This window comes from Sphingomonas sp. OK281, assembly GCF_900115295.1.
Lineage (GTDB): Bacteria > Pseudomonadota > Alphaproteobacteria > Sphingomonadales > Sphingomonadaceae > Sphingomonas.
Genome location: NZ_FOVZ01000001.1, coordinates 1,221,667 through 1,246,425, shown reverse-complemented (window position 1 = coordinate 1,246,425; position 24,759 = coordinate 1,221,667). Strand labels below are relative to the sequence as shown.

At 64.2% G+C, this 24,759-nt stretch carries 23 protein-coding genes and 1 pseudogene; 14 read left to right on the top strand and 10 right to left on the bottom strand.

The genetic code is table 11. The features are described from left to right. Positions 1-215: 215 nt before the first annotated feature. Positions 216-1,274, top strand: coding sequence for an LLM class flavin-dependent oxidoreductase (locus BM244_RS05565; RefSeq protein ID WP_093397893.1), 1,059 nt, complete (start codon positions 216-218; stop codon positions 1,272-1,274). 254 nt (positions 1,275-1,528) lie between these two features. Here the strand turns inward: BM244_RS05565 and BM244_RS05560 are convergent, their stop codons facing one another. The 4 genes and pseudogenes from BM244_RS05560 to BM244_RS05550 all read right to left on the bottom strand — a co-directional run bounded on the left by BM244_RS05560 (position 1,529) and on the right by BM244_RS05550 (position 6,296). Then, positions 1,529-2,953, bottom strand: a complete 1,425-nt coding sequence (locus BM244_RS05560) for an esterase-like activity of phytase family protein (RefSeq protein ID WP_093398151.1) — start codon at positions 2,951-2,953, stop codon at positions 1,529-1,531. Positions 2,954-2,978: 25 nt separating this feature from the next. Beyond that, complete coding sequence (locus tag BM244_RS05555; RefSeq protein ID WP_254784276.1) at positions 2,979-5,360, bottom strand: TonB-dependent receptor; 2,382 nt, start codon at positions 5,358-5,360, stop codon at positions 2,979-2,981. Between the two features lie 192 nt (positions 5,361-5,552). Then, positions 5,553-5,666, bottom strand: a pseudogene (locus tag BM244_RS23470) (integrase); the annotation flags it as partial. A gap of 60 nt (positions 5,667-5,726) precedes the next feature. After that, a complete protein-coding gene (locus tag BM244_RS05550) occupies positions 5,727-6,296 on the bottom strand; it encodes a cytochrome b (RefSeq protein ID WP_093397892.1) in 570 nt (189 codons plus the stop codon). Positions 6,297-6,387: 91 nt separating this feature from the next. On the opposite strand from BM244_RS05550, the gene BM244_RS05545 reads away from it, so the two are divergent. Next, entirely contained in the window at positions 6,388-7,818 is a 1,431-nt protein-coding gene (locus tag BM244_RS05545) for a glycosyltransferase family 2 protein (protein ID WP_093397891.1), read from the top strand. 160 nt (positions 7,819-7,978) lie between these two features. On the opposite strand, the gene BM244_RS05540 is transcribed toward BM244_RS05545, so the two are convergent. After that, positions 7,979-8,815 (bottom strand): helix-turn-helix transcriptional regulator, encoded by an 837-nt coding sequence (locus tag BM244_RS05540; protein WP_093397890.1) that lies wholly within the window; start codon positions 8,813-8,815, stop codon positions 7,979-7,981. A 97-nt stretch (positions 8,816-8,912) separates the two neighbouring features. Here BM244_RS05540 and BM244_RS05535 point away from each other — a divergent pair, with 97 nt between their 5' ends. Continuing rightward, positions 8,913-9,815 (top strand): SDR family oxidoreductase, encoded by a 903-nt coding sequence (locus BM244_RS05535; RefSeq protein ID WP_093397889.1) that lies wholly within the window; start codon positions 8,913-8,915, stop codon positions 9,813-9,815. 185 nt (positions 9,816-10,000) lie between these two features. On the opposite strand, the gene BM244_RS05530 is transcribed toward BM244_RS05535, so the two are convergent. Next, positions 10,001-10,867, bottom strand: a complete 867-nt coding sequence (locus tag BM244_RS05530; RefSeq protein ID WP_093397888.1) for an SDR family oxidoreductase — start codon at positions 10,865-10,867, stop codon at positions 10,001-10,003. 106 nt (positions 10,868-10,973) lie between these two features. On the opposite strand from BM244_RS05530, the gene BM244_RS05525 reads away from it, so the two are divergent. Beyond that, positions 10,974-11,861 carry a LysR family transcriptional regulator gene (locus BM244_RS05525; RefSeq protein ID WP_093397887.1) on the top strand — a complete coding sequence of 296 codons (888 nt, stop codon included), beginning with the start codon at positions 10,974-10,976 and terminating at the stop codon, positions 11,859-11,861. Between the two features lie 71 nt (positions 11,862-11,932). Here the strand turns inward: BM244_RS05525 and BM244_RS05520 are convergent, their stop codons facing one another. Then, on the bottom strand, positions 11,933-12,667 hold the full coding sequence (locus BM244_RS05520) for an SDR family oxidoreductase (RefSeq protein WP_093397886.1): 735 nt from the start codon (positions 12,665-12,667) through the stop codon (positions 11,933-11,935). A gap of 129 nt (positions 12,668-12,796) precedes the next feature. Here BM244_RS05520 and BM244_RS05515 point away from each other — a divergent pair, with 129 nt between their 5' ends. Continuing rightward, on the top strand, positions 12,797-13,108 hold the full coding sequence (locus tag BM244_RS05515; protein WP_093398149.1) for an ArsR/SmtB family transcription factor: 312 nt from the start codon (positions 12,797-12,799) through the stop codon (positions 13,106-13,108). A 216-nt stretch (positions 13,109-13,324) separates the two neighbouring features. Here BM244_RS05515 and BM244_RS05510 read toward each other — a convergent pair whose 3' ends face one another. Further along, the gene (locus BM244_RS05510) at positions 13,325-14,221 is read right to left on the bottom strand and encodes an AraC family transcriptional regulator (protein ID WP_093397885.1); all 897 of its coding nucleotides are present in this window, start codon (positions 14,219-14,221) and stop codon (positions 13,325-13,327) included. 152 nt (positions 14,222-14,373) lie between these two features. On the opposite strand from BM244_RS05510, the gene BM244_RS05505 reads away from it, so the two are divergent. Beyond that, positions 14,374-15,099 (top strand): SDR family oxidoreductase, encoded by a 726-nt coding sequence (locus tag BM244_RS05505; RefSeq protein WP_093397884.1) that lies wholly within the window; start codon positions 14,374-14,376, stop codon positions 15,097-15,099. A 263-nt stretch (positions 15,100-15,362) separates the two neighbouring features. Here the strand turns inward: BM244_RS05505 and BM244_RS05500 are convergent, their stop codons facing one another. Then, positions 15,363-16,238, bottom strand: a complete 876-nt coding sequence (locus BM244_RS05500) for a LysR family transcriptional regulator (protein WP_093397883.1) — start codon at positions 16,236-16,238, stop codon at positions 15,363-15,365. 109 nt (positions 16,239-16,347) lie between these two features. On the opposite strand from BM244_RS05500, the gene BM244_RS23010 reads away from it, so the two are divergent. The 3 genes from BM244_RS23010 (at position 16,348) to BM244_RS05490 (ending at position 18,285) form a co-directional block, all read left to right on the top strand. Next, positions 16,348-16,524: a nucleoside-diphosphate kinase gene (locus tag BM244_RS23010; RefSeq protein ID WP_175518075.1), complete on the top strand. Its 177-nt coding sequence runs from the start codon at positions 16,348-16,350 to the stop codon at positions 16,522-16,524. Continuing rightward, positions 16,521-17,720 carry an MFS transporter gene (locus BM244_RS05495; RefSeq protein WP_093397881.1) on the top strand — a complete coding sequence of 400 codons (1,200 nt, stop codon included), beginning with the start codon at positions 16,521-16,523 and terminating at the stop codon, positions 17,718-17,720. The genes BM244_RS23010 and BM244_RS05495 overlap by 4 nt, the downstream gene beginning before the upstream one ends. Before the next feature lie 97 nt (positions 17,721-17,817). After that, positions 17,818-18,285 carry a DUF1203 domain-containing protein gene (locus BM244_RS05490; protein ID WP_093397880.1) on the top strand — a complete coding sequence of 156 codons (468 nt, stop codon included), beginning with the start codon at positions 17,818-17,820 and terminating at the stop codon, positions 18,283-18,285. Positions 18,286-18,420: 135 nt separating this feature from the next. Here the strand turns inward: BM244_RS05490 and BM244_RS05485 are convergent, their stop codons facing one another. After that, complete coding sequence (locus tag BM244_RS05485; RefSeq protein ID WP_217649081.1) at positions 18,421-19,431, bottom strand: GlxA family transcriptional regulator; 1,011 nt, start codon at positions 19,429-19,431, stop codon at positions 18,421-18,423. 279 nt (positions 19,432-19,710) lie between these two features. On the opposite strand from BM244_RS05485, the gene BM244_RS05480 reads away from it, so the two are divergent. From BM244_RS05480 to BM244_RS05460, 5 genes are all read left to right on the top strand, one after another. After that, a complete protein-coding gene (locus BM244_RS05480; protein WP_217649080.1) occupies positions 19,711-20,538 on the top strand; it encodes an alpha/beta fold hydrolase in 828 nt (275 codons plus the stop codon). 93 nt (positions 20,539-20,631) lie between these two features. Next, on the top strand, positions 20,632-21,294 hold the full coding sequence (locus tag BM244_RS05475) for an HD domain-containing protein (protein WP_093397876.1): 663 nt from the start codon (positions 20,632-20,634) through the stop codon (positions 21,292-21,294). A 46-nt stretch (positions 21,295-21,340) separates the two neighbouring features. Next, on the top strand, positions 21,341-21,610 hold the full coding sequence (locus tag BM244_RS05470; protein ID WP_093397874.1) for a hypothetical protein: 270 nt from the start codon (positions 21,341-21,343) through the stop codon (positions 21,608-21,610). A gap of 77 nt (positions 21,611-21,687) precedes the next feature. Further along, positions 21,688-22,206 (top strand): general stress protein, encoded by a 519-nt coding sequence (locus BM244_RS05465; protein ID WP_093397873.1) that lies wholly within the window; start codon positions 21,688-21,690, stop codon positions 22,204-22,206. A 467-nt stretch (positions 22,207-22,673) separates the two neighbouring features. Next, positions 22,674-24,758 (top strand): TonB-dependent receptor, encoded by a 2,085-nt coding sequence (locus BM244_RS05460; protein WP_093397872.1) that lies wholly within the window; start codon positions 22,674-22,676, stop codon positions 24,756-24,758. Position 24,759 lies beyond the last annotated feature (1 nt).

The following is a 24,759-nucleotide window of genomic DNA, read 5'->3' as shown; positions in this document are numbered from 1 at the left end:
GGCGAGTCCGGAGCACGCATGTCTGCCGGCAACGATCCCGAGGACGGCAGAGGAGCCGGGATGTCGCCGCAGCGTCGTCGATCGTCGTTGGTAAAACGGAATAGCTGCGTTTCCGCCTCCATGCAGCGACGCGGCGTCACTCGCACCCTATCTTACGTAAGACGACATCAGATCGCCGTCACGAGCTTGACGACGGCAAACATCAGGATTGCGCCATAAAGAAGATTGGGTTCCTTTCGTTTGGCCATTGGTCGTCATCACCGCAATCCGCAACGCGGTCCGCGTCGGACGTGCTGCTGCAGTCGATCGACCTGGCCGTCGCCGCGGAGGAATTGGGCGCCGACGGTGCATATTTCCGCGTGCACCACTTCGCCCAGCAGCTCGCATCGCCCTTTCCGCTGCTGGCTGCGGTGGGCGCCAGGACCAGCCGGATCGAGATCGGTACCGGCGTGATCGACATGCGCTACGAAAATCCGTTCTACATGGCGGAGGATGCTGGATCGGCTGACCTGATCAGCGGCGGCCGCTTGCAGCTCGGTATCAGCCGCGGTTCACCCGAGCAGGTGGTCGATGGATGGCGTCACTTTGGGTACGCGCCGGCCAAAGGCGAGACCGACGCCGACATGGGGCGTCGCCATGCCGAAGTGCTGCTCGATCTGCTGAAAGGCGAGGGGTTCGCGCAACCGAGCCCGAACCCCATGTTCCCCAATCCAGCAGGGTTGTTGCGGCTCGAACCGCATGCGCCGGGCCTGCGGCGGCGCATCTGGTGGGGTTCGTCGTCGAATGCCACCGCGATCTGGGCCGCGCAGAACGGCATGAACCTGCAAAGCTCGACCTTGAAGGCGGACGAGAGCGGCGAACCGCTCCACGTGCAGCAAGCCAAGCAGATCCGGCTCTATCGTCAGGCCTGGAAGGACGCGGGGCATGACTGGGAGCCGCGGGTATCGGTATCGCGCTCGATCTTTGCGCTGATGAACGATCGCGACCGCGGCTATTTTGGGCGGGGTGAAAGCAGCGACCAGATCGGCGTGATAGACAATATGCGTGCCGTGTTCGGCCGTTCCTATGCGGCCGAGCCCGAACAGCTGATCGAGCAGCTCCGTGCCGACGAGGGCATTGCCGAGGCCGACACAGTGCTGCTCACGGTGCCGAACCAACTCGGCGTCGACTACAACGTGCATGTGATCGAGTCCGTCCTGACGCACGTCGCGCCAGCACTCGGATGGCGGTGGGGTGGCGTGTGTCGCAACGCTTCAACTGGTTCGCCACGTTGAACAGCAAATGTCGGAAGGCCACTCGAACGTCGGCGATGACAATGGCAACGCGTTACGAGTGGGTGTCCAGTTTTAGAATCGTCGACCCAGTTGACCACTATCGTGAGGATCTTCTTCAGCGGCCTAAGCACATCGTCCCGTAGGCCATTGAGTCAGTACACTAAAACTTGGGGGCGGAACCGGCGCCGATGATGCAGCCGCGGCAGTCGCGCCGGTCGATCGTCTCGCAACAGCTGCCGAGCGCCGCTCGCGAGTCAGAGCGGCGCTGGCAGTGCCACACGGTAGACTAGTATTCGGTTATCATTGTCGACGTCGGAATCGCAGGATTGGCCGGACATCTGGCAATGCCGTGCGATGAAGTCGTTGTCGTTGCCGACGAGCAGGAAATAGTCGTTCGGATGGTCCTGCTCCAGCACCGGCACGAGATCCATCGCCTCCCATTTTTCAGAGAGATCCGCGACGGTCAGTCCGACGCGTGCCAACTGGACCGGGTTGAGCATGTTGATCAACTCGACTGAACTGGCCGGGACGATACCGGTTCTCAACGTCGTGCTGGCCGGACTCCGCAGCACGGAGACGATGCCGGTCTCGTATGACGTACCCGCAAGATTGGTCGCGCCTGTAGTGTCGACGAGTAGAATACTTTTGTAGATGATGGGCGTTGTCTTTTCCGCGCCGCGACCCGCGGCATCGCGGGCGAGCATGAGGAACCGGTGGTCGTCGAGCGCGAGGATCTCGCTTTGTGCCGCGGTGCGATTGGGTGCGCTGCCATCGCCGCGGTCGGCATAGGCGGGCAGTTGCACCACGTGATGCGCGATCGGGTGCGCCGGAGTCGGCGTGCGGCTCAGGTCGTACACAAGAATTCGCGTGTTGATCCTACCCGATGCGTTGCCGTTGGCGCTGTCCTGCATAAGCGCACTTTGCAGCGTCACGAACAGCGTGCGACCGTCGGGCGACAGCGACATGCCCTCCGGCCCCTGGTTGTTGCGCCGACCGGTGTCGGGTGCTTCCAACGATCCGAAATAGCGTCGTCCGGCGCGTTGTGGCGCGATCGCGGTGGGGGGGCGGATCACGCCGCGCAAGCGACCTTGCCGATCGAAGTAATAGATGTTCGCGGCGTATTCGTCGCCGATGTAGAAGCTGCCGTCGCGTGCGAATTGCAGCGATTCCGCATCAAACGATACCTTGCCGGCACCTATGCCGTTGGCCGGTGCAGGTAGAGCAATGCTTCGCTCGGTAAGCGTGCCCGTACCCGGATCGGCGCCCGTGAAGGGCTGGCCGCGAAAGTCCCGAAGTTCCAAGCCGCCATCAGGCATCAGATCGAGCGTGCCGCGGGCCGGCGTGAAGCGGATGCGAAACCGGTTCAGCCGTGCGGGATAATCGAAGAAGAGCTTGGCCGCCGGATCGTTGCGACCCCGATCGGGAAGGGTCCAGAGCACGCCTTCGTAGTGATCGCCAACCCGTTTCCAGCTGTCGCGCGCGATCTTCAGCGAGGAGAAGGAACCGAGCGTATCGCCGAGGAAATCGACCGTGTCCGCCGACAGCACACCTGCGCCGACCAGCCCCTGATCGACATAGGTCCGGCCGTGCAGCGAGACGCTGTGCGCGCCGGCGGTCCGATCGAGATGGGGTCGGGTGATGGCCTCCTCGCCGCCGGTGAAGGCGGTGAGGAGATCCATCAGGATCATCAGGGCCGGCAGGCGTCTAGAACGCAACGCCGAGGGTTCCGAAGACCTGCCGTGGTGCCGACGAATGGAATACCAGGATCGATCCCGTGGGGTCGCTCGGCGCGAACACGCTGCTGTCGAAATTGGAGGCATAGCGCTTGTCCGTCAGGTTGGTGACGTTCAGCGACAGCTTCGTGTTCTTCAACGGGCCGAAGTCGTCGAAGCTGTAGCTGAGGCCGAGATCGACCGTAGCATAACCGCCGAACCCCTGGTCGTTGGTATAGGTATAATAGCGCTTCCCTGTATACTTACCCAGCACCGACGCGGAGAAGCCGCCCTGCGTCAGGGTGAGCATGCTCGAGAATAGCTGTTTCGGGGTATCCACCTGCTGCTTGCCTTCGGTGGCATAGAGCACGCAGGTGGTCGTGCAGAAGTTCAGATCCTGATCATAGGTCGTCTTGTTGAGCGACGCCGCATTATACCACGTAATCCACGGTGCCGGCTTCAGGAGGACGCCCAGCTCGATGCCGCGCGCCGTGACGCTGCCGGCATTGTGGAAGGAATTGCCACAGCCCGGGTTCTGTTGCTGGTTTGTCGGGCACGGGTTGTACTGCAGCAAGCGATCGTCGAACTTCACCCAATAGCCGGTCAGTGACACCTGCAGCATCCGGCTGACATACCGATAGCCGCCCTCGACGCTGCGCGACGTTTCCGGCTTCAGCGTCGATCCCTGGACGTTCCAGATCGCCTGCGTCACCGATTGCGGCCCGAGCTTGAAGCCGCCCTGGTACATCGCGATGTTCTCGGCATAGCTTGCGAACAGTTCGTGCCCGCGCGCGACTTCATAGCGTACGCCGGCCTCGGGGAGGAAGTAATCCTTGGCCACCAGCGTGCCAGTCGCGAACTGCGTGGATGCGGGCGGCGCAGCCTTGGCGATACCGGGCACCGCGCGCGCCTCGGACCTGGAATAGGTGCCCTTGAAGCCGAAATCGAAACTGAGCGCATCGTCGAGCAGCAAGACCGTATCCTGCAGGTAGAATTGCCGCGTCGTCCAGTCGGTCTCCTGGACCCACTGCGCCGTCGCCGGCTGGCCACCGAGGAACTGTCCCAGGTCGAACGGGCCCTTCACGTCGTTGCGGATATAGCGCGCCGCGCTGCTGGTGTTGCCCTCCGTCCAGACGCCCGCTTCGAAATGGTTAAAGCCGATCCGCCAGCTCAGGCTGCCGAGGATACCGTCGCGGTCGATGGTATAACGCGTGTCGCGGATCTGCACCGGCAGATCGTCCGCCGTGGTTGCCGTGCCCTGTGTCGAGAGCCCGGAGATGAAGTTGTTGCCGGCACCCTTGTCGGTGTGGCGATAGCCCTGGACGCGCGCGCTTAGGCCCTTGGCGATGTCGATGTCCGCCGCAAGATAGAAGAGTTCGTCGTTCCGCAGGATCTGGCCATTGGTGTAGGTGACGTCGCCGCTCTTTTCCGGCAGCACCGAGGGCGCACACTTGATGGGCGTCGTCGTCACGGCGCAGGCGTTGCGGCTGAGATAGGTCTGCCAGTCGGGCGCGTAACCGCCGAGATCCCAGCCGCGGCGTCCCAGCGTTTCCTTCGATAGATAGGCATCGTCGGCCTGGTTGGTGCGCGAGATGTCTGCAAAGGCGGTGAGGCGGAAACCGTCGGTCTTGTACATGATCTTGGCGTTGATCTGCTTGCTGGTGGACCGGGTATACGCGCCTTGGTCGACGAACAGGTCCTGCCGGGCATATTGGCCCGAGACATAGGCCGACAGGCCTTCATACTCGCCGGTGTCGACGCGGACGAAGGTGCGCAGGGCGTTCTCACTGCCGACCGTCTGGCTGATTTTGAGGCCGAGATCCTTACTTGGATTGCTGCTGGTATACATCACCGCACCGCCGAGGTTGCTGGTCGAGGCGATGCCGAGACCGGCGATCCCCGTCGCGAGATCTGCACGGCCCAAATTCTCCGAAATCAACGCGCGGCTGATCGTGAGGCCGTTATAGTTGTTGTAGGCGCCGTCGCCGAGCGGCATCCCGTCGAGCGTGTAGCCGAGATGCGTCGTGCTGAAACCGCGAACCTGCAGCGACATCGACTGTTCGTTGAGGCCCAGCGCATCGATCGACTGCGCGCTGACACCGGGCAGCACGTTCAGCGCCTTCTGGATGCTGGTGCCGGGCGGCAGCGAGTCGAGGTTCGCCGGCAACAGCGTCGATACCGAGCGGGTTTCACCGGCGCCGACCACGACAATGTCGGCGGCGGTGTCGGCATCTGCGGTGGCCTCTGCAGTCTGGAACTGGGGGTCGGCGGACTGGGCATACGCGCCGGGCGCAAACGCAATTAGTGCCGCGGACGCCATCAGAATGGCGTAGCCGTGACCGCTGCGCAGTCCGCGGCGCGAAAAATATATCATGGTGTTTCCCTGTCGCAGCAGCCGGACGGCCGCCCCCCTCGTCGCGGCTAGACGTCGACTGAGTCATTTCGGTTACGAAACGGCGTCCTTCCGGTGACACCACTGCAGGGCAGTACTGGAACATAAATCTGAACGATTGACGGATGCCCCGATGTTGGGAGTTCGAGACGGCTCGTGGACGACCGAAGGCGGTCAGACATCCGTCCGCTCTGAAAGCTCCAACGCGTCTGCGGCATCGTCGCCAAGGTAGCGAACCCTGCTCTCAATCTTAGCATGGCCGAGCAGGATCTGCACCGCGCGCAGATTTAAGGCTTGGGTAACGGGCAGTCGTCTGTTTGCTGGGGGCCGCCGCTTCTCCGGCTCCCCTTAATGTCGTCGCCAAGCTGGCATCATGCGGCGCAGCTCGCGGTGTCGATCGATCCATTCGTGTTTCAGGGCGCCGCCGATATGGAACGCGACGAGTGTATAGAGCAGGTAGGATAGGTACACGTGCGAGGCGCCGAAACCATCGTGCACGGCATCTCGCGTGGCGGGCGGCAAGCTCAATATCGTGCCGATCCGCGGCCATTCGAACAGCCCGAACAGGAACATCGGGTGGGTAGCCGCATCCTTGTACGCCGAGTCCATGATCCAGCCGGTCAGCGGCATCGCAAAGATCAGTGCGTACAGCAGCCAGTGGGTCACGTGCGCCGCGCCGATTTCCCATTTCTGATACGTGGTCGGCATTGGCGGAGGCCGATGCGTCAGCCGCCAGAGCAGGCGCATGATCGCCAGGCCGAGGATCGTGATCCCGATCGACTTGTGCAGGTCGATCGCCGGGCGCACGCGTTCGTCGGCAAGGTGTGGCCAGAGCCAGGGCAGGGTCACGTTGATGACGATTCCCACCGCGATCAGCCAATGGAAGGCGATGGCGACACCCGTGTATCTAGTACTCATCCGCTATTCGCTCCACCACGCCGTGTCGATTCTTGGTCCTCGACACACTCTGCAATAGCGCGTTCAGCAAGCCAGCGTTAGGCGCTGGCCGATGCACGCTCTCACCGAAATTTTCACCGCGCAATCGCCGCGTCTCTCGCCACGGCGGATCCCGCTGGCAAGCCGGGTGATCAACTTGGCCGCCCCGCTGGTGTTCGTCGTGCTGATCGCGCAGGCGTTTCTGCGCCAGGGGCTCGCCATATGGTCGGTCGGGATCGCGTACATCCTGTACGACACGGCGCTTCTCGTTTTTACGGCCTGGCAGATCCGCAACCTCGCCCAGACCGCAGCGCCGGCCCCAAGCGGCGTGCAGCCGAGCTTCGGCGTGATCGTTGCCGCGCATAACGAGGCAGGCGTGATCCGCCTTGCGATCGACCGGCTTCTTGCCCAGGACCAGCCACCCGAGGCGATCCTCGTCGCCGATGACGGATCCAGCGACGATACGCCGTCCGCGATGGCGGCGGGCTACGCGTTGGCGACGCCGCCACTGGGGGGACTCGTCGAGATCGAGGTCGGGCACACGCGGCTTCAGTGGCTGCGACTGCCGCACGGCGGCAAGGCGCGCGCGCTCAATGCTGCGCTCGAGCGGATCGAGACGGACGTGGTGCTGACCGTGGATGCCGACACGTTGATCGAGCCCGGATCGATCGCGGCGATGCGCGCTGCATTTGCAGCCGAGCCTGAGCTGGTGGCGGCCACCGGGGTTCTGGCGCCGATCTGCGGTCCAAACCTGACCGGTCGGATATTCGAGTGGTTCCAGTCCTATGAATATGTCCGCAACTTCCTGTCGCGCGACGCGTGGATGCGGATCGACGGGCTGTTGCTGATTTCGGGTGCCTTCGCGGCATTCCGGCGCGACGCCGTGCTGACGGTTGGCGGTTTCGATCCCGATTGCATGGTGGAGGATTACGAACTGATCCACCGGCTGCACCGCCATGCGCACGACGTCGGGCTGCACTGGACGGTGCGGGTCGTCGGTGGTGCGCTGGCCCGAACCGATGCGCCGGCCAGCATCCCAGCCTTCCTGAAGCAGCGACAACGCTGGTTCGGCGGCTTTCTGCAGACGCAGTATTGGAACCGCGACATGGTGGGCAACGCGCACTACGGGCGGCTTGGGACGCGGATGCTGCCGGTGAAGGCGCTCGATACGGTGCAGCCGATCTACGGCTTGGCTGCTTTCGCCGTGTTGATCGGACTCGTCGTCACGGGTCGATACACGCTCGCATTCCCGATATTGCTGGTCATGGTCGCGAAGATAGCGATCGACCTGACCTTCCACCTATGGTCGCTCGGCATCTTCAAACGCTGGACCGGGCAGCGCGAGGGCTTGAACCTCGGCCCGGCGATCGTCGCCGCGATCGCCGAGCCGTTCAGCTTTCAGCTCTTGCGTCACGCGGGCGCGATCTATGGCTGGTACGCCTTTCTGCGTGGCGGCCAGACTTGGAGCGCACAGACTCGGACCGCGCTTCAACAGCGCGCGTGACGGAGAGCCGGCGATGTCCGCCGAATACGTACGAGACGGCGGGACGGATTACGCCTTGGGCTAGCAATCCTCGAGGCAGACGAGGCTCAGTAAGAAGCGTTGCCTGGCGAGATGTCCGGGTGTGGGTCGAATCGACGAAGACGAGACCGGTCGATCTCGGTCAGTCTCCGCGAGCGTCTAACAGGGCGCGCAGGCGCTCCGCATCCGCCGACGATGCGGGGTTGTAGATGATCATTCCGAGTTCGGGGCGCCCTTCCACGGCGAACGAGGAGAACTCCATGGCGAGCAGCCCGGCATCTGGGTGGTGGATCCGCTTCACGCCCTCGGTGTGAGCGACCACGTCGTTGTCTCGCCATAGTGCTTCAAACTCGGGGCTGATCCGGGACAGTTCGGCGACCAGATCGGCCGTCGCGGCGCTGTCGTTGGCGCCCGCCCGCGCGACGTCCGCGCGAAAGGCACCGACGACGTAGCGGGCGATGCCGTCCCAATCCTCGTTCCGGGCGCGGACATGGTCGCTACCGAACATCAGGCGAAGGATGTTCCGCCCCTCGCGCGGCAGCTTGGCATAGTCGGTCAGCAACAGTGCCGCCGCCCGGTTCCAGCCGACCACGTCCCACATCGCGGTCTTGATGATCGCCGGGCTCAGCACCATGCCGTCGAGCACGCGCTGAAGTCGGGGGCTGATGCCGTCGACCGGCTGGTAGCGCGCCTCGGGCAGGCGGCCGAGACCGAGCATGTAGATGTGCTCGCGTTCCGGCTCGGTCAGCATCAGGCCCTTGGCGATACGATCGAGTACGTCGGCCGATGGCGCGCCGCCGCGACCCTGTTCCAGCCACGTGTACCATGTCGGACTGATGTTGGCGCGGCTTGCAACCTCTTCGCGGCGCAGGCCTGGGGTACGCCGCCGTCCGCCGCCGAACCCGAATGCCACCGGGTCGAGCCGGGTTCGACGATCGCGAAGATAGGTTCCGAGCGGGTTTGGCGCCTCATTGGCCATGATCGATCCTGTTACACGGTATACCACGATAAGGTCACTACTTTAACATGGTCGAACAGGTCGCGATACGTCGCCTTGGCAACAAGGAGATATTATCATGCGCGTGTTTCTCACCGGCGCGACCGGCTTTATCGGCTCGCACGTCATTCATGAGCTACTGGCTCGCGGCCATCAGGTGCTTGGCCTCACTCGTTCCGACGCGGGTGCCGATCGCCTCGCAGCGGTCGGCGTCGACGTCCACCGCGGCGACCTCGAACAGCCCGAGACGCTCGCAAGTGGCGCCGCGGCGGCCGACGCGGTGATCCACTGCGCGTTCGACCATAATTTCGCGACCTTCTTCGAGAATACCAGGAAGGATGAACGCGCCATCGCGGCGATGGGCGATGCGCTCGCGGGAACGCACAAGCCGATCTTGATCACGTCGGGCGTCGGCATCGGTACGCCGCTCAACGGCGGTCCGGCGACCGAGGACGTGCTCAACCCGCGCCACGCCAATCCGCGGATCGCGACCGAACTGGCCGGCGCGGCGCTGATTGCGCGCCGCATCGACGTGCGCACCATCCGGTTGCCGCAGGTGCACGACACCACCAAGGCCGGGTTGATCACCCCGCTGGTGAGCGAGGCGCGTCGGGCGGGAGCGGTGGCGTATCTCGGCGAGGGGCAGACACGCTGGGCCGCAGCGCACGTCGGCGACGTGGCAAAGCTCTACGTCCTGGCCTTGGAGCAGGGCGAGCCGGGCGCTCGGTACAATGCGTCGGTAGAGGAGGGCGTCACGGCACGCGCCATCGCCGAGGCAATCGGAAAGGGAACCGGGTTGCCTGTCCGCTCCATCGAAGCTGACGAGGTCGAGCGCTATTTCGGCTGGATGGCACCGTTCGCGGCGCTCGACATGACCGCATCGAATGCCTGGACGCGCGCGCGCCTTGGATGGGAGCCGACGGGTCCCGATCTGCTCACAGACCTCGCCGCGATGGACTTTGCGGCGCTCGCTGACGCCTAATCAAACGCCGTTTGCGAGTTGGGGGGATCGCAAATGCCGATCCGAGTAGTGACGCCCGAGAGCTACGAAAATGAACGGATGTCCGTTTTTGGGAAGTTTCTAAACGGCGGTGACCGTCCGTATCTGGGTCACCTGTCGCCGGCTCATGCCAGCGACAGGTGACGGCCGTGATCGCCAATGCGAGATCAGTCGGCCGCGATCGATGCGGCGGTCTCGCGGTAGCCGTGCAGCGAGCGGCCGAGCATCGTCGTCAGGCGCTCGCGGTCGCCTTGTTCCGGGATCATGCCGTCGCTGACGTAGCGCTGGGCCATGAGGCGCATCTCATAGGCCATCCACGGTGGCATGAACGTCGCCATGTTCTGCTCGAAGCCGCTCGTTTCGTCGCCGCCATATAGTACCGGGCGCCCAAGCACCTCGGACCAAATCGCAGCGATATCCTGGCCGGTCAGCGTGTCGGGACCGACCAGGTTGATCGTCTCGTTCGGCAGCTTGGTGGGCGCGTTTTCGCGGCGGATCAACTCGATCGCGGCGACCTCGGCGATGTCGCGCGCGTCGACCATCGCCACGCCCTTGTTGCCGATCGGCATCGGGTAGACGCTGTGCTGGAGGATCACGTCCTTCACCATGACCTCGTTGTCGATGAAGTAGGTCGGACGCAGGATGGTCGCGCCAAAGTCCATCGCCTCCAGCATCCGTTCGGCACCGGACTTCACTGCGAAGTGCGGAACGTTGACGGCACGGTCGGCATCGAACACCGACAGGTAGACGACCCGCTCGATGCCGGCCTCGCGTGCAACGTTCAGCGTGATGATCGCCTGGGTGAATTCGTCGCCCGTTACGGCATTGAGCAGGAACAGCGTGCTGATGCCGGAGAAGGCGGCGCGCAGGCCGTGGATGTCGAGGAGGTCGCCCTGTACCACCTCCACACCAGCTGGAAACGAGGCTTTTGCGGGATCGCGGGTGAGCACGCGCACCTGCGCGTCGCGCTGCAGTAGTTGGTTGACGACATGGCGGCCGACCCGGCCGGTGGCTCCGATAACGAGAATGGTCATGGTGTTCGCTCCTTCGTTTAAGCTTGCTGACAAGACGAAGATGCGTGATCCACGGCGTTACCAATAGACGTGTAATCTGGACACGTCGTCTCACGGGTGGAACGACATGGATCTGCTCGCGCTTGCCGACTTCACGCTCGTCGCCCGCCACGGGGGCTTCGGAAAGGCAGCGCGCGCTGCTCGCCGACCCAAGGCCACGCTGTCTCGACGCGTGGGAGAACTGGAGGCGGCGCTCGACCTGCGGCTGTTCGAACGGGGGAAACGCGATCTCAAGCTGACGGAGGAAGGGCGGGCGCTGTTCGAACGCGCCGGTGCTTTGCTGACCGAACTGGAGGAGACGGCTGCTGCCATAGCCTCGGGTAGCGAGCGCGTACGCGGGCGGCTGCGGATAAGCGCCCCGCTGCTGTTCTCGCAGACGGCGATGGGCCGGCTCGCTGCGGAGTTCGCATGTCGCTACCCCGAAGTCCGGCTAGAGGTGACGACCGATGATCGAGCGGTAGACATGATCGAGGAGGGCTACGATCTTGTGATTCGGGTGGATCCGGCGCCCGATGCGACGCTGGTCGGACGCCGATTCCTCCACGACCGGCTGGTGGTGGTGGCCGGGCCCGACATGCCGCGTCCGGCGGGTCCGATTGTCCCTGTCGTCGTTCGTGGCAGCGATGCGTCGCAACGGTGGGCGATGACCAATTCGGAGGCGACATCGACGTTCGCGGTCGACCCGGTCCTGCGGATGTCTTCCCTGATCATGATCCGTGACGCGGTGCGCGCCGGGGCGGGCGCGGCGCGGCTACCGCTGTCGCTGGTCAGCGGCGACATCGCCAGCGGGCGGCTGAGCCACTGGGGCGATGTTGCGGGATCGGACATCGCGCTATGGGCGCTCTACCCGTCGCGCAGGCTGCTCAGTGCCAGGGTGTCCGCCTTTCTCAACCTCCTGAAACAATCGTTTCCGCAAGCCGCGCCCGAGGAACTCGCTGCCTATCTCGACCGGTAAGGTCCGATGGATACTCAAACTCCAAAGCAATGGGCCTCTCCGAACTCAGCGGAGCGGCCCATTGCTGGCGGTCAAGCCGCTGCACCACCATCGATGTTGAGCGTGGTACCCGTGATGTAACTGGCATCCGGCCCGGCGAGGAACGCGACCGCGCCCGCAATCTCCTCGACCTTGCCGTAGCGGCCGAGTGGGATAAATCCGATCATCTGTTGCGCAAACTCGCCGTTTGCAGGGTTCATGTCCGTGTCGATCGGGCCCGGCTGTACCGTGTTTACCAGGATATTGCGGGAGGCGAGGTCTTTCGCCCAGCCTCGTGCCAACGCTGCCACCGCCGCCTTGGTCGCGCTGTAGACTGCGGTCGCCGGGAAGGCGAGTTCGCCTGAGACACTGCCTATCAGGATGATCCGCCCGCCATCGTTCAGGTGCGACAGCGCCGCGCGGGTGCCGACGTGCAGGCCCTTTACGTTGACGTCGAACTGGCGATCGAAGGTCTCGTCGGTGTCGTCGGCGACGGCGGAAAATTCGGCCACCCCGGCATTGTGGACCAGGATGTCGATCGCGCCCAGCGCCGCGGCAGCCTGCTCTACGCCGGCGCGCTGCGACGCCGGGTCGGCAGCATCGGCCTGGAACGCAAAGGCGGTGCCGCCGGCGCTCTCGATTGCCGCCACTGTAGCGTCTGCTGCGGCCTTGTTGCCGGCATAGGTGATCGCGACGGCCGCACCGTCGGCTGCCAACCGCTTGGCGATCGCCGCACCGATACCGCGCGATCCACCGGTGACGAGCGCTTTTTTGCCCTGAAGAGACATGTCAATTCTCCGAAATGTGGCCCGCGATCACGCCGTCGTGCGCTGTCGGCAGAACAGAGATAAGCTGACACTTCCATAGTTCAACATATCCGAACTATTAAATTGGTGTCGCTGTCTTATATGAGGCTGATGCCCCGTTTCACGCATCCCCGGCTGGAGGACGTTCCACTTGATCTCGCGCTACACGCGCTGGCCGATTCCAACCGATTGGGCATGGTGGCGCGTCTCGCCGCGACGGAGCGGCTAAGCTGCACCGACGCCGCACCATGCGAGTCGATCCCCAAAAGCACGCTGTCGAACCACCTGAAGCTGCTTCGCGCCGCGGGGCTGATCGAGACGACTCAAGCCGGGCGCGAGATGATCAACACGCTGCGACGCTCGGATTTCGACCAGCGCTTTCCCGGCCTTCTCGATGTGGTGCTTGCCAACCGGGCTGCCTGAGCCACGCCTATCTGTGGATAAGCGTTGTTCGAAGCCGATAGGTTCGGCGGAGTGCCTCGTTCCGGACGATTGGCGGCCGAACCGCGCCAAGGGAGAGGCCGAGTGCGCGACACGCCTACGTGTTTGATAGCTCTGGCCGAACAAGCGCCCGAAGCCGGGAATGACTCAAATCGACCTGAGTCTCCGCGATTGGCTCCAATCGCACAGCGAGAGAGGCTACACGGGCGTCAGTAAATTGCCGCTACGCTGCAACTGTTCGATGTCACGACGTGGAGGCGCACCAAACAGGCGGGCATACTCGCGGTTGAACTGCGATGGACTTTCATACCCGACGGCAAAACCCGCGCCGCTTGCGGTCGAGCCTGCTGACAGCATCAGGCGTCGCGCCTCCTGTAACCGCAGCTGTTTTTGATACTCCAACGGCGTCATCTTCGTCACCGCCTTGAAGTGCTCGTGCAGGGACGATGTGCTCATACCTGCGGCGTTGGCGATGTCGCCGATGCGCAGGGGGCGGTCGAACGCCGTGCGGATCGTCGCGATAGCGCGGCTCACCTGGTTGAGATGACTGTCGGCGACCGCCATGGAGCGCAGGGCAGGGCCGTGGGGCCCCTTGAGCAAACGATACAGGATTTCCCGCTCGATCAGCGGCGCCAGCGCAGCGATGCTGTCGGGCTGGTCCAGCAAGCGCATCAGTCGGCATGTCGCGTCGACCAGATCGTCGTCGCTGCGATATACCGCAAGAGCCGGCAGTTCGGCCTTGGGCGCCCGGCCGCCTTCCGCCAGGATAAGGTCCGCCAGCACGGCCTGGTCGATGTCGATCTTGCAGCAAAGGTAGGGAGCGTCGCGATCCGCCTGGATGACATGTCCGACGAGCGGCAGGTCGACCGAGACCAGCAGGTAATGCGCGGCATCGTAGAGAAGGCTCTGTCCGCCGAGCGAGACTCGCTTGGCACCCTGGGCAATTATGCAAAGCGAGGCGTTATAGACGGCCGGCAAGGGCACGGTCGGCTCATCGGCCCGGAACAGCGACAGTCGATCGATTGGCGTGCTCACCATGCCGGTTCTCGGGACATGGCGTGCAACCAGCGTGGCAAGGTCTGCGATCGTGCTCATGAAGAGGACTGTGTTCGCTGTGGCCCATTCTCACAAGCGTGATTGAGGTCGTTTCGGAGGATCGTGCAAGGATCGCGGGCGATCGGTCTCACGCTGGCCGACCTTCCGGTTCCATCTGTGCTCGCCTTCGGGACAACAGGACAGGAACAATCATGAACGACGTCATCGACAAGACCGTGCTGATCAGCGGCGCCTCAAGCGGTATCGGCGAGTCCACCGTGCGGGAGCTGGCGGGCAGGGGCGCGCGCCTTTTCATCGGTGCGCGCAGGACCGATCGCCTCGAGGCGCTCACGGCAGAGCTCGGCGCGAATGTTGCCTGGCGTGCGCTGGACGTGACCGACCCGGCGAGCTTCGCAACCTTCGCCGACGCGGCGGAAGAGCGGTTCGGGCGCGTGGACGTGCTGATCAACAACGCTGGCGTGATGCCGCTCTCACATCTCGCCGCGCTGAAGCAGGATGAGTGGACGCGGATGATCGACGTCAACGTTCACGGCGTGCTGAACGGAATCGCTGCCGTGCTGCCGCGTTTCGTTGCGCAGAAGGCAGGCCACGTCGTGAACGTCGCATCTATCGCCGCGCATTTCGTGATGCCGAGCGCCGCCGTCTACTGTGCGACCAAATATGCGGTCTGGGCGATCACGGAAGGGTTGCGCCAGGAGCATGACGACATCCGGACGACGATCATTTCACCGGGGGTTGTCGCAACCGAACTCGGCAACGACATCACCGACCCGGATATCGCCTCCGCGCTGACCAGCTGGCGCCAAAAGTCGCTGACTCCCGACGCGATTGCACGAGCGATCCGCTACGCATTGGAGCAGCCGGAAGGAGTGGACATCAACGAGGTCATCGTTCGTCCGACCGCAGCCGGGATGTAGGCGGATTGCGCAATTCGGTCCGGGCAGACTTTTGCCGGCCCGGACTGATTGCTCGGGGTGAAAGACCGTCTACAAATCCACAATTGAGCCAGCTGCACCACCGATCAGCAAGGCGCGCGTCAAGATGATCGTGGTGTCAGCATCACGCAGGCTGGCGACAATAGCTGAAACAACAGTGACACCAGAGATCAGGAAGTAGGCAAGCCGACGTCGTGGGGCCATCGACGGCTTCGGACGTACCGTCGCCCGGACCAGGTCGACGGCTACTCTGGCGCCAGATGGGACGTCATGAAGTCGATGAACGCCCGCAACCGCGCCGTCACCTGGCGGCTGGCCGGCCATAATACGCTGAACTGGTCCATCTCGCGGACATGCTGTTCCAGCAACGACAGGAGCCGACCGTCGAGGATCTCCTGCCGTACTGCGAACGGCGGCAGGCAGGCGATGCCGTGTCCGGCGATCGCCAAGTGGATCAGGGGATCGACCACGTTGGCGCTCATCGTTTCCGGCACGATCGTCGCACCCCCGGCAAGGGGCCAGGGCCGCAGCTTGCCCGTACTGGGCGAGCGTTGCCGCAGACAGCGGTGGGTCGCCAGATCCTGCGGCGACGCCGGGCTGCCATACTCGGCCAGATAGGTGGGGGCAGCCACGAGCAGCAGCCGGAAGCGTCCGGCGTTGCGGCTCATCAGCCGACTGTCCGTAGGGTATCCCGTACGCAATACGGCGTCGAAGCCTTCGTCGACGACGTCGACCAGCCGGTCGCTGAAGTCCAGATCGAGCTGGACCTCGGGATATGCGGCCATGAAGTCGGCTAATATCGGCGCAAGGAACATCGCGACCAGCGGCAGGCTGACGCGGAGCCGGCCGCGCGGCGTGGGATGGGTCTGGCCCAACTCCGCACGCGCCGCCTCCATCTCCGCCAGGATGCGCCGGCATCGCTCGAGGAACATGCGCCCCTCCTCGGTCAGCGCCATCTTGCGGGTATTCCGGTGGAACAGGCGCGCTTGCAATTGCTCCTCGAGCCGGACGACCGCCTTGCCGACGGCCGATGCGGTCAGCCCTAATTGACGGCCGGCAGCGACGAAGCTGCCGGTCTCCGCGGCCTGGGCGAATGCGGTAAGCGCAGCGAACTGATCCATAGCGCCGGTATAACGGAATGATGTTCCGCAGTCATCGGAACAGCGGCTGGGTTTTCTTTGTCCGACACTGCTCTAGTTCCAGCGCTCCAGGCACGAGCAGGAGCGCGACATGGCCGCCATATTTACACATTCACCGATGCCGCCGACGTTCATCGTCAACGTCGAGGCCATTTCAGACCCCGGCGATGTCGACCTGTTTTTCTCGGGGCCTGTCTTCTGCGACAAGTTCGAGCAATTGAACGCCGTATCGAGCGGCGACGTAATGCTGCCGCCGGTCGCCGTATGACATCCGCATCCGACCGACTGCCACTGTCAGGACTGGTTGCCTTGGCAGCGGCGGGGTTCGTCACCATCCTGACCGAGGCGCTTCCTGCCGGCCTGCTGCCTCAGATCGGTCGCAGCTTCGGCGTAAGCGAGGCATTGGCCGGACAGTGGGTCAGTGTTTTCGCGCTAGGGTCGCTGCTCGCCGCGATACCGCTGACCGCCGCGACCCGACAATGGCGGCGACGCCCGCTGCTGATCGGTGCGATCGCCGGGTTCGCGGTCGCCAACCTGCTGACGGCGATGACGCACAGCTTCGTCGTGTCGCTCGTCGCACGCTTTGTAGGCGGGGTGTCGGCGGGTTTGCTATGGGCGCTGCTGGCTGGTTACGCTCTCCGCATGGCGCCCGACCGCATGGCCGGACGCGCCATGGCGGTGGCGATGGCCGGCACGCCGCTGGCATTGTGTATTGGCATCCCCGCCGGAACGATGCTCGGCAATCTGGCGGGGTGGCGTACGGCGTTCGTGCTGCTGAGCGCGATTGCCGTAGTGCTGGCAGGCTGGATGGCGCTGCGACTGCCGGATTTTCCGGGCGAGTATGCCGTAGACCGACCCTCGCTGGGACGCGTCTTCGTGCTACCCGGCGTGCGCCCGGTGTTGCTTCTGACGCTTGCCTTCGTCCTCGCGCACAACGTCCTCTACACATACATCGCACCGGTGCTGGCACGGGCCGGCATGCCTGCGCAGATCGATCGCGTATTGCTCGCCTTCGGGGTGGCCGGACTGGTCAGCATTGTGCTGACGGGCATGCTGGTCGACCGCCATCTCCGCCTGCTCACCGGCATCGGCATCGGACTGTTCGCCAGCGCCGCGATGCTGCTAGCGGCTTCCGTGGGTCCTATCGGCGTCTACGCGGCGGCTGTAGCCTGGGGGCTGGGCTTCGGTGGCGCGGCTACCGTGTTGCAGACCGCCTCCGCACGGGCAGCGGGTGCGGCAGCGGACATAGCGCAGGCCATGATCGTCACCGTCTGGAACCTGGCGATCGCCGGCGGCGCAGTTCTCGGCGGTTATCTGCTCGACGGGTCTGGCGCGGGCGCATTGCCGTGGGCAGCGTTGCTGCTGCTAGCGGTTGCCGGGATAACCGCACTGAAGCCCGTTCGAAGTCGCGGCCATGACGATCCTGGCAGTACAATTCAAACCGCACTCGATTTCCCCGATTGACCATCGGGGAACGGGCATGTCGTTTTTGAGAGCAATGAACGGGACATCGCGGTTCGTGGATCGTGCCATGATAGCGGCCGCACCGTAGGAGTTCGCCATGTCGTTTCGCGTACTAGGAATAGATCCACGCCAGTTCAGCCATCTCTACGAACTGCCGGACGCCGACTTGGCGGCTGCCGGCGCAAAGCGGTATGTCGTGGATGCAAAACCCGGCTTTCCCGACCGCATCGAGGTCCGTGATATGGACATCGGGGACTGTGCCATCCTGCTCAACTATGAGCATCAGCCCGCCGACACCCCGTATCGGTCGCGGCACGCCATCTTCGTCCGCGAGGGTGCAAAGGTCGCGCTGGACGTGATCGATACCATTCCCGAGGTGATCCGCATTCGACCGATCTCGCTGCGGGCCTTTAGCGAGGACGGGGAGATGCTGGATGCCGATCTGTCGGACGGTGAAGATCTTGTGCCGCTGATCGAACGTTTCTTCGGCGATCCCGGTGTCGCATACTTGCATGCGCATTACGCAAGACGAGGATGCTATGCCGCTCGTATCATCCGGGCCTGACCTTCCCGGTCCGGGATCGTTTTTCAGGCACTGTGCTTTAGCCGATCCCGAGGATCGGTCAGCTTGACGCAGCGCTGGCCCAAACCCGACCGTTTGCTCCCGGAGAGTGCTGCTTTGCGCCACGAGTTGTGACTATTATGCGGGTTGCAGAGACCTCGGCGGGAAGATGCGGTCATCAGCCCGAACAACGTGGCCGAACCGTTTGCGATAGTCGCTCGGGCTGAGCCCCGTGAGCTTGGCGAACAGCTGGCGAAAGGACACCGGATCGATGTAACCAACATCCCAAGCGACTTTGGAAATCGCATCGGTCGTCGTTTCAAGGAGTTCGCGCGCCTGCTCGATGCGGAGTCTTTGATGGTACTCGTTGGGGCGCAAGCCAGTGGCTGCGTGGAAACGGCGGATGAAGGTCCGCCTTTCCAGGCCGGACTGTTCGGACATGCTGGCAATGGTGCAACCACTAGGACCGTGTGCATGCAAGTGCTGTTGGGCTCTCAGGACCGCGCCGTCGCCGTGGTTCATCTCTGGGGCGAAAGTCTTGTAGAAGCGCTGCTCGCGACCTGGCGGGTCGATCATCATGAAGCGCGCGGTTGCCATCATCGCTGCCGCCCCGAGTAATCTCCGGACGATGACAAGCGCGAGATCGGTCCACGCCATGACGCCTCCGACCGTGATCAGGTCGTCTTCTTCCGTTAGGAGCGCATCGATGTCGACGTTCACGGCGGGGAACATGGTTGCCAGCTCGGGCGCGCACAGCATGTGCGTGGTGGCGCGGCGGCCGTCGAGCAATCCGGTCTGCGCGAGCAGGAACGTGCCGCCGCAGATCGACCCGAGGACGACCCCTTCCGCATGGCGCGCGGTCAGCCAGTCGGCCCATCTGCTGCTGGTCTCGATGCCCAGCGCGGCGGTTTCGCACGGCGGGATGATGACGATGCTCGGACCGGCTCCCGGCGCCGCGCCATCAGGCAGAGAATCGAAGGTTCTCACGATGCCACGGGCGCCGGTATCGGAATAATGGGTGATCCGCAGCACCGGCGCGTCCGAGCCGAGCCGGACGCGACTGAGGTCATCGGTGATCCGGAACAGATCGGTCAGTCCGTGAACGATGCCCAGCATCATCCTGGGGCGTAGGACGATGCCGATCTCCACGGGGGCAGGTGGCTGCGCCATTTGTCACTTTGACCTTGTGGTTTGTCGGTTCGGCCGATCACCGTTCCGGATCCGTTACGGTATCACACATCCGGCGGCGAGACGCCGAAGTTACCGCGAGGAACTATTATGCCAACTTTACTTAGCCCGGACCCTGTCGCTGCGACAGGTGGCTCGCGCCGCGAAGTCCTCGTCGGTGCCGCCGTCGTTGCCGGACTTACCCTCGCCGCGCCGGCTTTCGCTGCCGCCGGGGCAAACCGCACTCCAGGAGAGCAGATCATGAGCACCATCACAGTCAAGGACGGCACCGAGATCTTCTACAAGGAGTGGGGCGCCGGCCAGCCGATCGTCTTTCACCATGGCTGGCCGCTGAGCGGCGACGACTGGGACAACCAGATGATGTACTTTGCCGACAAGGGCTACCGCGTCGTCGCGCACGACCGCCGCGGCCACGGCCGGTCGAGCCCGGCGTCGAAGGGCAACGACATGGACACCTACGCGGCCGACGTCGCGGCCGTGACGATGCACCTCGGTCTCCAGAACGCGGTCCACATCGGTCACTCGACGGGCGGCGGCGAGGTCATCCGCTACATGGCGCGCTACGGCGGCAAGGGTAGGGTCGCCAAGGGCGTGCTGATCGGTGCGATCCCGCCGCGGCTGGCCCGCGCCGCCAACAATCCCAACGGCGTTCCACCCGAGGTATTCGACGGCATCCGCGCCAGCGTCGCCGGCAACCGCGCGCAATTCTATCGCGATTTCTCGAGCGGGCCGTTTTACGGCTTCAACCGTCCCGGCACCAAGATCCTGACCGGCGTGTCGGACAACTGGTACCGTCAGGCGATGGCCGGCGACATCAAGGCACAATACGACTGCATCGCCGCCTTCGCCGACACCGACTTCACTGCTGACCTCGGATTGATCGATCAGCCCGTGCTGCTGATGCACGGCGAGGACGATCAGGTCGCGCCGTTCGCGACGACCAGCCAGTCTGCCGTCAAGCTGCTGAAGCACGGCACGCTGAAGAGCTACCCGGGCTTCCCACACGGCATGGCGACGACCCATGCCGACGTGATCAACCCGGACATCCTCGCCTTCATCCGCGCCTGAAGGCTCCGGGCGGGCGGAGCGAGCGCTCCGCCCGCCAACGGCCACCAACCGAAACGCATGGCGCCGCCAAGCCGCGCGCCTGGGAGCCCCGTCATGTCCGCACCCAACCCGCTGTCCTATCCCGATCTGCGCGCCCTGTTTCCGACCTTGCCCGAGACCCCGATTATCCTGCGCGCCTTCGACTTTGCGCGCGACCACATGAGTCATTCGCTGTTCAACCACGTCACGCGGTCGTGGATCTTCGCGACCAAGATCGCCGTGGTGCGCGGCGACTCCTTCGATGCCGAGATCGTCGCCGTCGCAACGCTGCTCCACGACATTGGCCTGGCGCCGCACGGCGACGGTCCTCACCGCTTCGAGGTGAACGGCGCCGGTATCGCTGCCGCCTTCGTCCGCGAACAGGGTTTCGACGATCGGCGTGCGCAGCTCGTCTGGGACGGTATAGCGCTCCACACCACGCATTCGATCAGCCTGTTCAAGGAAACCGAAGTCGCGCTGTCGTCCCGCGGCATCGGTGTCGATTTCGGCACCGCCGACTATGCGACACTCGATCAGGCCGACATCGAGGCGGTCGTCGCGGCGGTCCCGCGCCTCGACATGAAGCGCCAGTTCGCCGCGTGCGCACTGCACATCGCCCAGACGAAGCCGGAGACTACCTACGAGAACTTCATCCGCGACTTCGGCGAGCGGCTCGTGCCCGGCTACAAGGTCCCGTCCTGGGTCGATGTGATCGCCGGCGGCCCGTATCGCGAATAGCGATCACCAATCCGCGGGCGAGGTAGCGCAGACTGATATCGCGCCGTTGTACGAGGTAAACCTGGGGCAGGAGGTCGAACCCCTCGACGTTCAAGCGAACGACCTGCCGATGTTCGACGCCGATGTGACCACCGCCAGATCCGCGGGCATCTACGGCAGTTCGCTCGCCGAGCGGCAGCGGCAGCGTTGGGGCGCCGACGAGATCGCGTTGAGCGTGCCGATGTGGAATTTGGCATTCCCGACCCTAGCGTCGGCGATCGAGTCGCCGCGACGAAGCCTGACTGCGTGGCTCTATTCACGGTTACCGCAGCGGTAACCTTCAATATCTGGAACGATCATCTGTCCGCACGGCTTCTAGGAGCATCTGCAACCGAGCCAACGACAGGAATCACGATGAGCACGAACCTCATATCCGCCGTATTCGATAATCATGCCGACGCAGAACGCGCGGTTGCGGAACTTCGCGCTGCCGGCGTCGAAGACCGCGCCATTTCGGTGATCGCTCAGCACGATGGCAAGAACACGACTACCGACGGTAACGGCGACACGCAGGAATTCGCCGGCAAGGTTGCGGCCGGCGCGGGCATCGGGACCCTGCTCGGTATTGCGGCGCTTGCCATCCCTGGTGTCGGCCCCTTGGTCGCCGCGGGTGCGATCGCATCCGCCGCGATTCCCGCCGCCGCGATTACGGGCGCGGCGCTTGGTGGTGCCGTGGGAGGTCTTGAGAAAGTGATGACCGACCACGGTGTCAGCCGGGTCGATGCCAGCTATTACGAGGGCCGCATCAACAAGGGTGGCGTGTTCGTGTCCGTCGATACCAGCGCCGCCGGGGTGACCCCGGAAGATGCCGCCGATATGCTGTATCGCTCCGGCGGCCATACCTCGACGCGAACCAAGGTCGCCATGGCGTAATCGCCCACGATCCGGGGGGCGCAGTCGTCTCCCGGATTACGTGCTATGCGGTTGCAGCAAGAACGGGATTTGCTGGTGTTGGACGACCCGTCACTCCTCGTGGTCGAGCCTACGTAAGGAGAGATGGTCGGTTGAGCTCTCCGCGTGGCTTGTGAAGCGGTCCGATCATCACCTGTTGACTGGACAAGTATGTTGCCGCGGACATGCGACTAAAAGCTGCATCCGAGCAAATTGCCGAAGTCAGGAAGCCTATCGACCGCAGCGAACGTCGATCCACGAGGCCCTACATCATGACGACGTTCGCAGCGGGTCGGGTCACCAGGCCGTCGCTTTCATGCGAACGATTTGCATTAGCGCGATGGCACGCGTAGGGGCGTCCCTATTCGGGGGGCATTATGCGGTTTGGGCTTTTCACTATCCTGGCGTTACCGGCCATCGGTACTTCGGTGCCGGTCTGCGCCCAGGCTATGCTGACCTCGGCGGCGGATGATTCAGACGGTAGATCGTCGGACGTTCCCGCAGATATCGTCGTCAGTGCGACGCGCAGCATCCTGCCGCCCAACGCGCTGCCGCTGACGATCGACGTGATCGACCGCGCCGCGCTTGACCAGCAGGTCGCGATTGGCGGGTCCGTGGTCGATGCGGTGTCGAACCTGACCCCGTCCTTCTCCCCGACGCGGCAGAAGCTGTCGGGCGCGGGCGAGACGTTGCGCGGGCGCTCGCCGCTCTATGCGATCAACGGTATCCCGCAGTCGACGCCGCTGCGCGATGGATCGCGCGACGGGTTCACGATCGATCCGTTCTTCATCGACCGGGTCGAACTGATCTACGGCTCGAACGCGTTGCAGGGGATCGGCGGCACCGGCGGGATCGTCAACCAGGTAACCGTGCAGCCGCCGCGTGCCGAAGGTCTTTCGGGCCGCGCGCTGGTGCAGGGGACGACCGACACCGGCTTCAGCGGCGACGGCAAGGGCGGCAAGGTCGCAGGGCTGCTCGCGTGGAAATCGGGGCGCTTCGACGTGATGGCGGGGGGTGCGTACGACAAGCGCGGTGCGTTCTACGACGGGCACGGCAACCGCGTTGGCACCGACCTGACCCAAGGCGAAACGCAGGACTCCCGCAGTTGGTCGGTGTTCGCACGCGCCGGTTATGCGCTCACCGATACCGCGCGGATCGACCTGATCGCCAACCGGTTCGAGCTGAGGGGCGGTGGTAACTACATCGCCAGTAACGGTAATTTCCGCACGAACCTGCCGACCACGTCGGTGCGCGGAACGCCGCCGGGCGATCCGGCCGAGAACCGCACCGAGAGCATCGCCCTGTCGCTGACCGATCCCGATCTGTGGGGCGGCAACCTCGTGACCCAGGTCTTCTTCAACCGCTCGCGCGATACGTTTGGCGGCGAGGTGGCGCCGATCGCGACGTTCCAGGACGTGCGGCTCGCACCGGTCGGCACGCTGTTCGACCAGTCGCAGAACCGCTCGCGCAAATATGGCGGCAAGTTCAGTTACGAACGCGGCATTCCCGGCTTCGAGGCGCTGACCGCGACGCTGGGCTTCGACGCGCTGTACGATCGCACCGAGCAGCGCCTGATCGCGACCGACCGCGTCTGGGTGCCACCCGCCGACTTCCGCAGCCTCGCGCCGTTCGGGCAGGTCAACCTCGCGCTGTTCGACAAGGTCGTGCGGATCGCTGGCGGCGCGCGCTACGAGAATGTGAAGATCGTCATCGACGACTACACCACGCTCGCCTCGTACGGCAGCCATGCGGTTGCGGGCGGCAGCCCGAGCTTCAGCAAGGCGTTGTTCAATGGCGGCGTCATCGTCGAGCCGATCCCCGGCATCCGCGCCTATGGCAGCTATGCGCAAGGGTTTACCGTGCCCGATGTCGGCCGCATCTCGCGCGCGATCAACCGCGACGGGGTCGACCTCGACAGCTATGTCGACATCGCGCCGATCGTGTCGAACAACCGCGAACTCGGCGTCGAGGTGAAGCGCGGGCCGATGAACGCGAGCGCGACCTATTTCTGGTCGACGAGCACGCGCGGGCAGGTGCTGGTGTTCGTCGGCGGCGCCTACGAAGCGCAACGCCAGCGCGTCGAGATCCAGGGCATCGAGGTCAATCTGGAGGCGCGAACGCCGCTGCCGGGGCTGACTCTGTCGACCGGGTTCGCGCATCTCGTCGGCCGCACCGACTCGAACGACGACGGCAAGGTCGATATCGATCTGGACGGCGCGAATATCTCGCCCGATCGCCTGAACCTCGCGGCGAGCTATGTCCGCGGCAAGGTGTCCGCCCGCGTGCAGCAGCAATTCTACCTCGCGCGCAAATATGCCGGGCTGCCCGCCGCAAACGACTTCAGCGGCTACAATATCACCGACGCCTCGATACGGTACGCGTTGCCCGTCGGCGCGCTGACGCTGAGCGCGCAGAACATCTTCGACCATTTCTACATCGATTATTACAGCGACACGGTGCGGCCGACCGACAACGCGCACTTCTTCTCCGGGCGCGGGCGCAATTTCACGCTCGGCTGGGACGTCCGGTTCTAGC

Excerpts from the sequence above, each read along its gene's own strand:
- BM244_RS05560 (WP_093398151.1), bottom strand. The coding sequence starts at position 2,953 with ATGGATCTCCTCACCGCCTTCACCGGCGGCGAGGAGGCCATCACCCGA.
- BM244_RS05555 (WP_254784276.1), bottom strand. The coding sequence starts at position 5,360 with ATGATATATTTTTCGCGCCGCGGACTGCGCAGCGGTCACGGCTACGCC.
- BM244_RS05550 (WP_093397892.1), bottom strand. The coding sequence starts at position 6,296 with ATGAGTACTAGATACACGGGTGTCGCCATCGCCTTCCATTGGCTGATC.
- BM244_RS05545 (WP_093397891.1), top strand. The coding sequence starts at position 6,388 with ATGCACGCTCTCACCGAAATTTTCACCGCGCAATCGCCGCGTCTCTCG.
- BM244_RS05540 (WP_093397890.1), bottom strand. The coding sequence starts at position 8,815 with ATGGCCAATGAGGCGCCAAACCCGCTCGGAACCTATCTTCGCGATCGT.
- BM244_RS05535 (WP_093397889.1), top strand. The coding sequence starts at position 8,913 with ATGCGCGTGTTTCTCACCGGCGCGACCGGCTTTATCGGCTCGCACGTC.
- BM244_RS05530 (WP_093397888.1), bottom strand. The coding sequence starts at position 10,867 with ATGACCATTCTCGTTATCGGAGCCACCGGCCGGGTCGGCCGCCATGTC.
- BM244_RS05525 (WP_093397887.1), top strand. The coding sequence starts at position 10,974 with ATGGATCTGCTCGCGCTTGCCGACTTCACGCTCGTCGCCCGCCACGGG.
- BM244_RS05520 (WP_093397886.1), bottom strand. The coding sequence starts at position 12,667 with ATGTCTCTTCAGGGCAAAAAAGCGCTCGTCACCGGTGGATCGCGCGGT.
- BM244_RS05515 (WP_093398149.1), top strand. The coding sequence starts at position 12,797 with ATGCCCCGTTTCACGCATCCCCGGCTGGAGGACGTTCCACTTGATCTC.
- BM244_RS05510 (WP_093397885.1), bottom strand. The coding sequence starts at position 14,221 with ATGAGCACGATCGCAGACCTTGCCACGCTGGTTGCACGCCATGTCCCG.
- BM244_RS05505 (WP_093397884.1), top strand. The coding sequence starts at position 14,374 with ATGAACGACGTCATCGACAAGACCGTGCTGATCAGCGGCGCCTCAAGC.
- BM244_RS05500 (WP_093397883.1), bottom strand. The coding sequence starts at position 16,238 with ATGGATCAGTTCGCTGCGCTTACCGCATTCGCCCAGGCCGCGGAGACC.
- BM244_RS23010 (WP_175518075.1), top strand. The coding sequence starts at position 16,348 with ATGGCCGCCATATTTACACATTCACCGATGCCGCCGACGTTCATCGTC.
- BM244_RS05495 (WP_093397881.1), top strand. The coding sequence starts at position 16,521 with ATGACATCCGCATCCGACCGACTGCCACTGTCAGGACTGGTTGCCTTG.
- BM244_RS05490 (WP_093397880.1), top strand. The coding sequence starts at position 17,818 with ATGTCGTTTCGCGTACTAGGAATAGATCCACGCCAGTTCAGCCATCTC.
- BM244_RS05480 (WP_217649080.1), top strand. The coding sequence starts at position 19,711 with ATGAGCACCATCACAGTCAAGGACGGCACCGAGATCTTCTACAAGGAG.
- BM244_RS05475 (WP_093397876.1), top strand. The coding sequence starts at position 20,632 with ATGTCCGCACCCAACCCGCTGTCCTATCCCGATCTGCGCGCCCTGTTT.
- BM244_RS05465 (WP_093397873.1), top strand. The coding sequence starts at position 21,688 with ATGAGCACGAACCTCATATCCGCCGTATTCGATAATCATGCCGACGCA.
- BM244_RS05460 (WP_093397872.1), top strand. The coding sequence starts at position 22,674 with ATGCTGACCTCGGCGGCGGATGATTCAGACGGTAGATCGTCGGACGTT.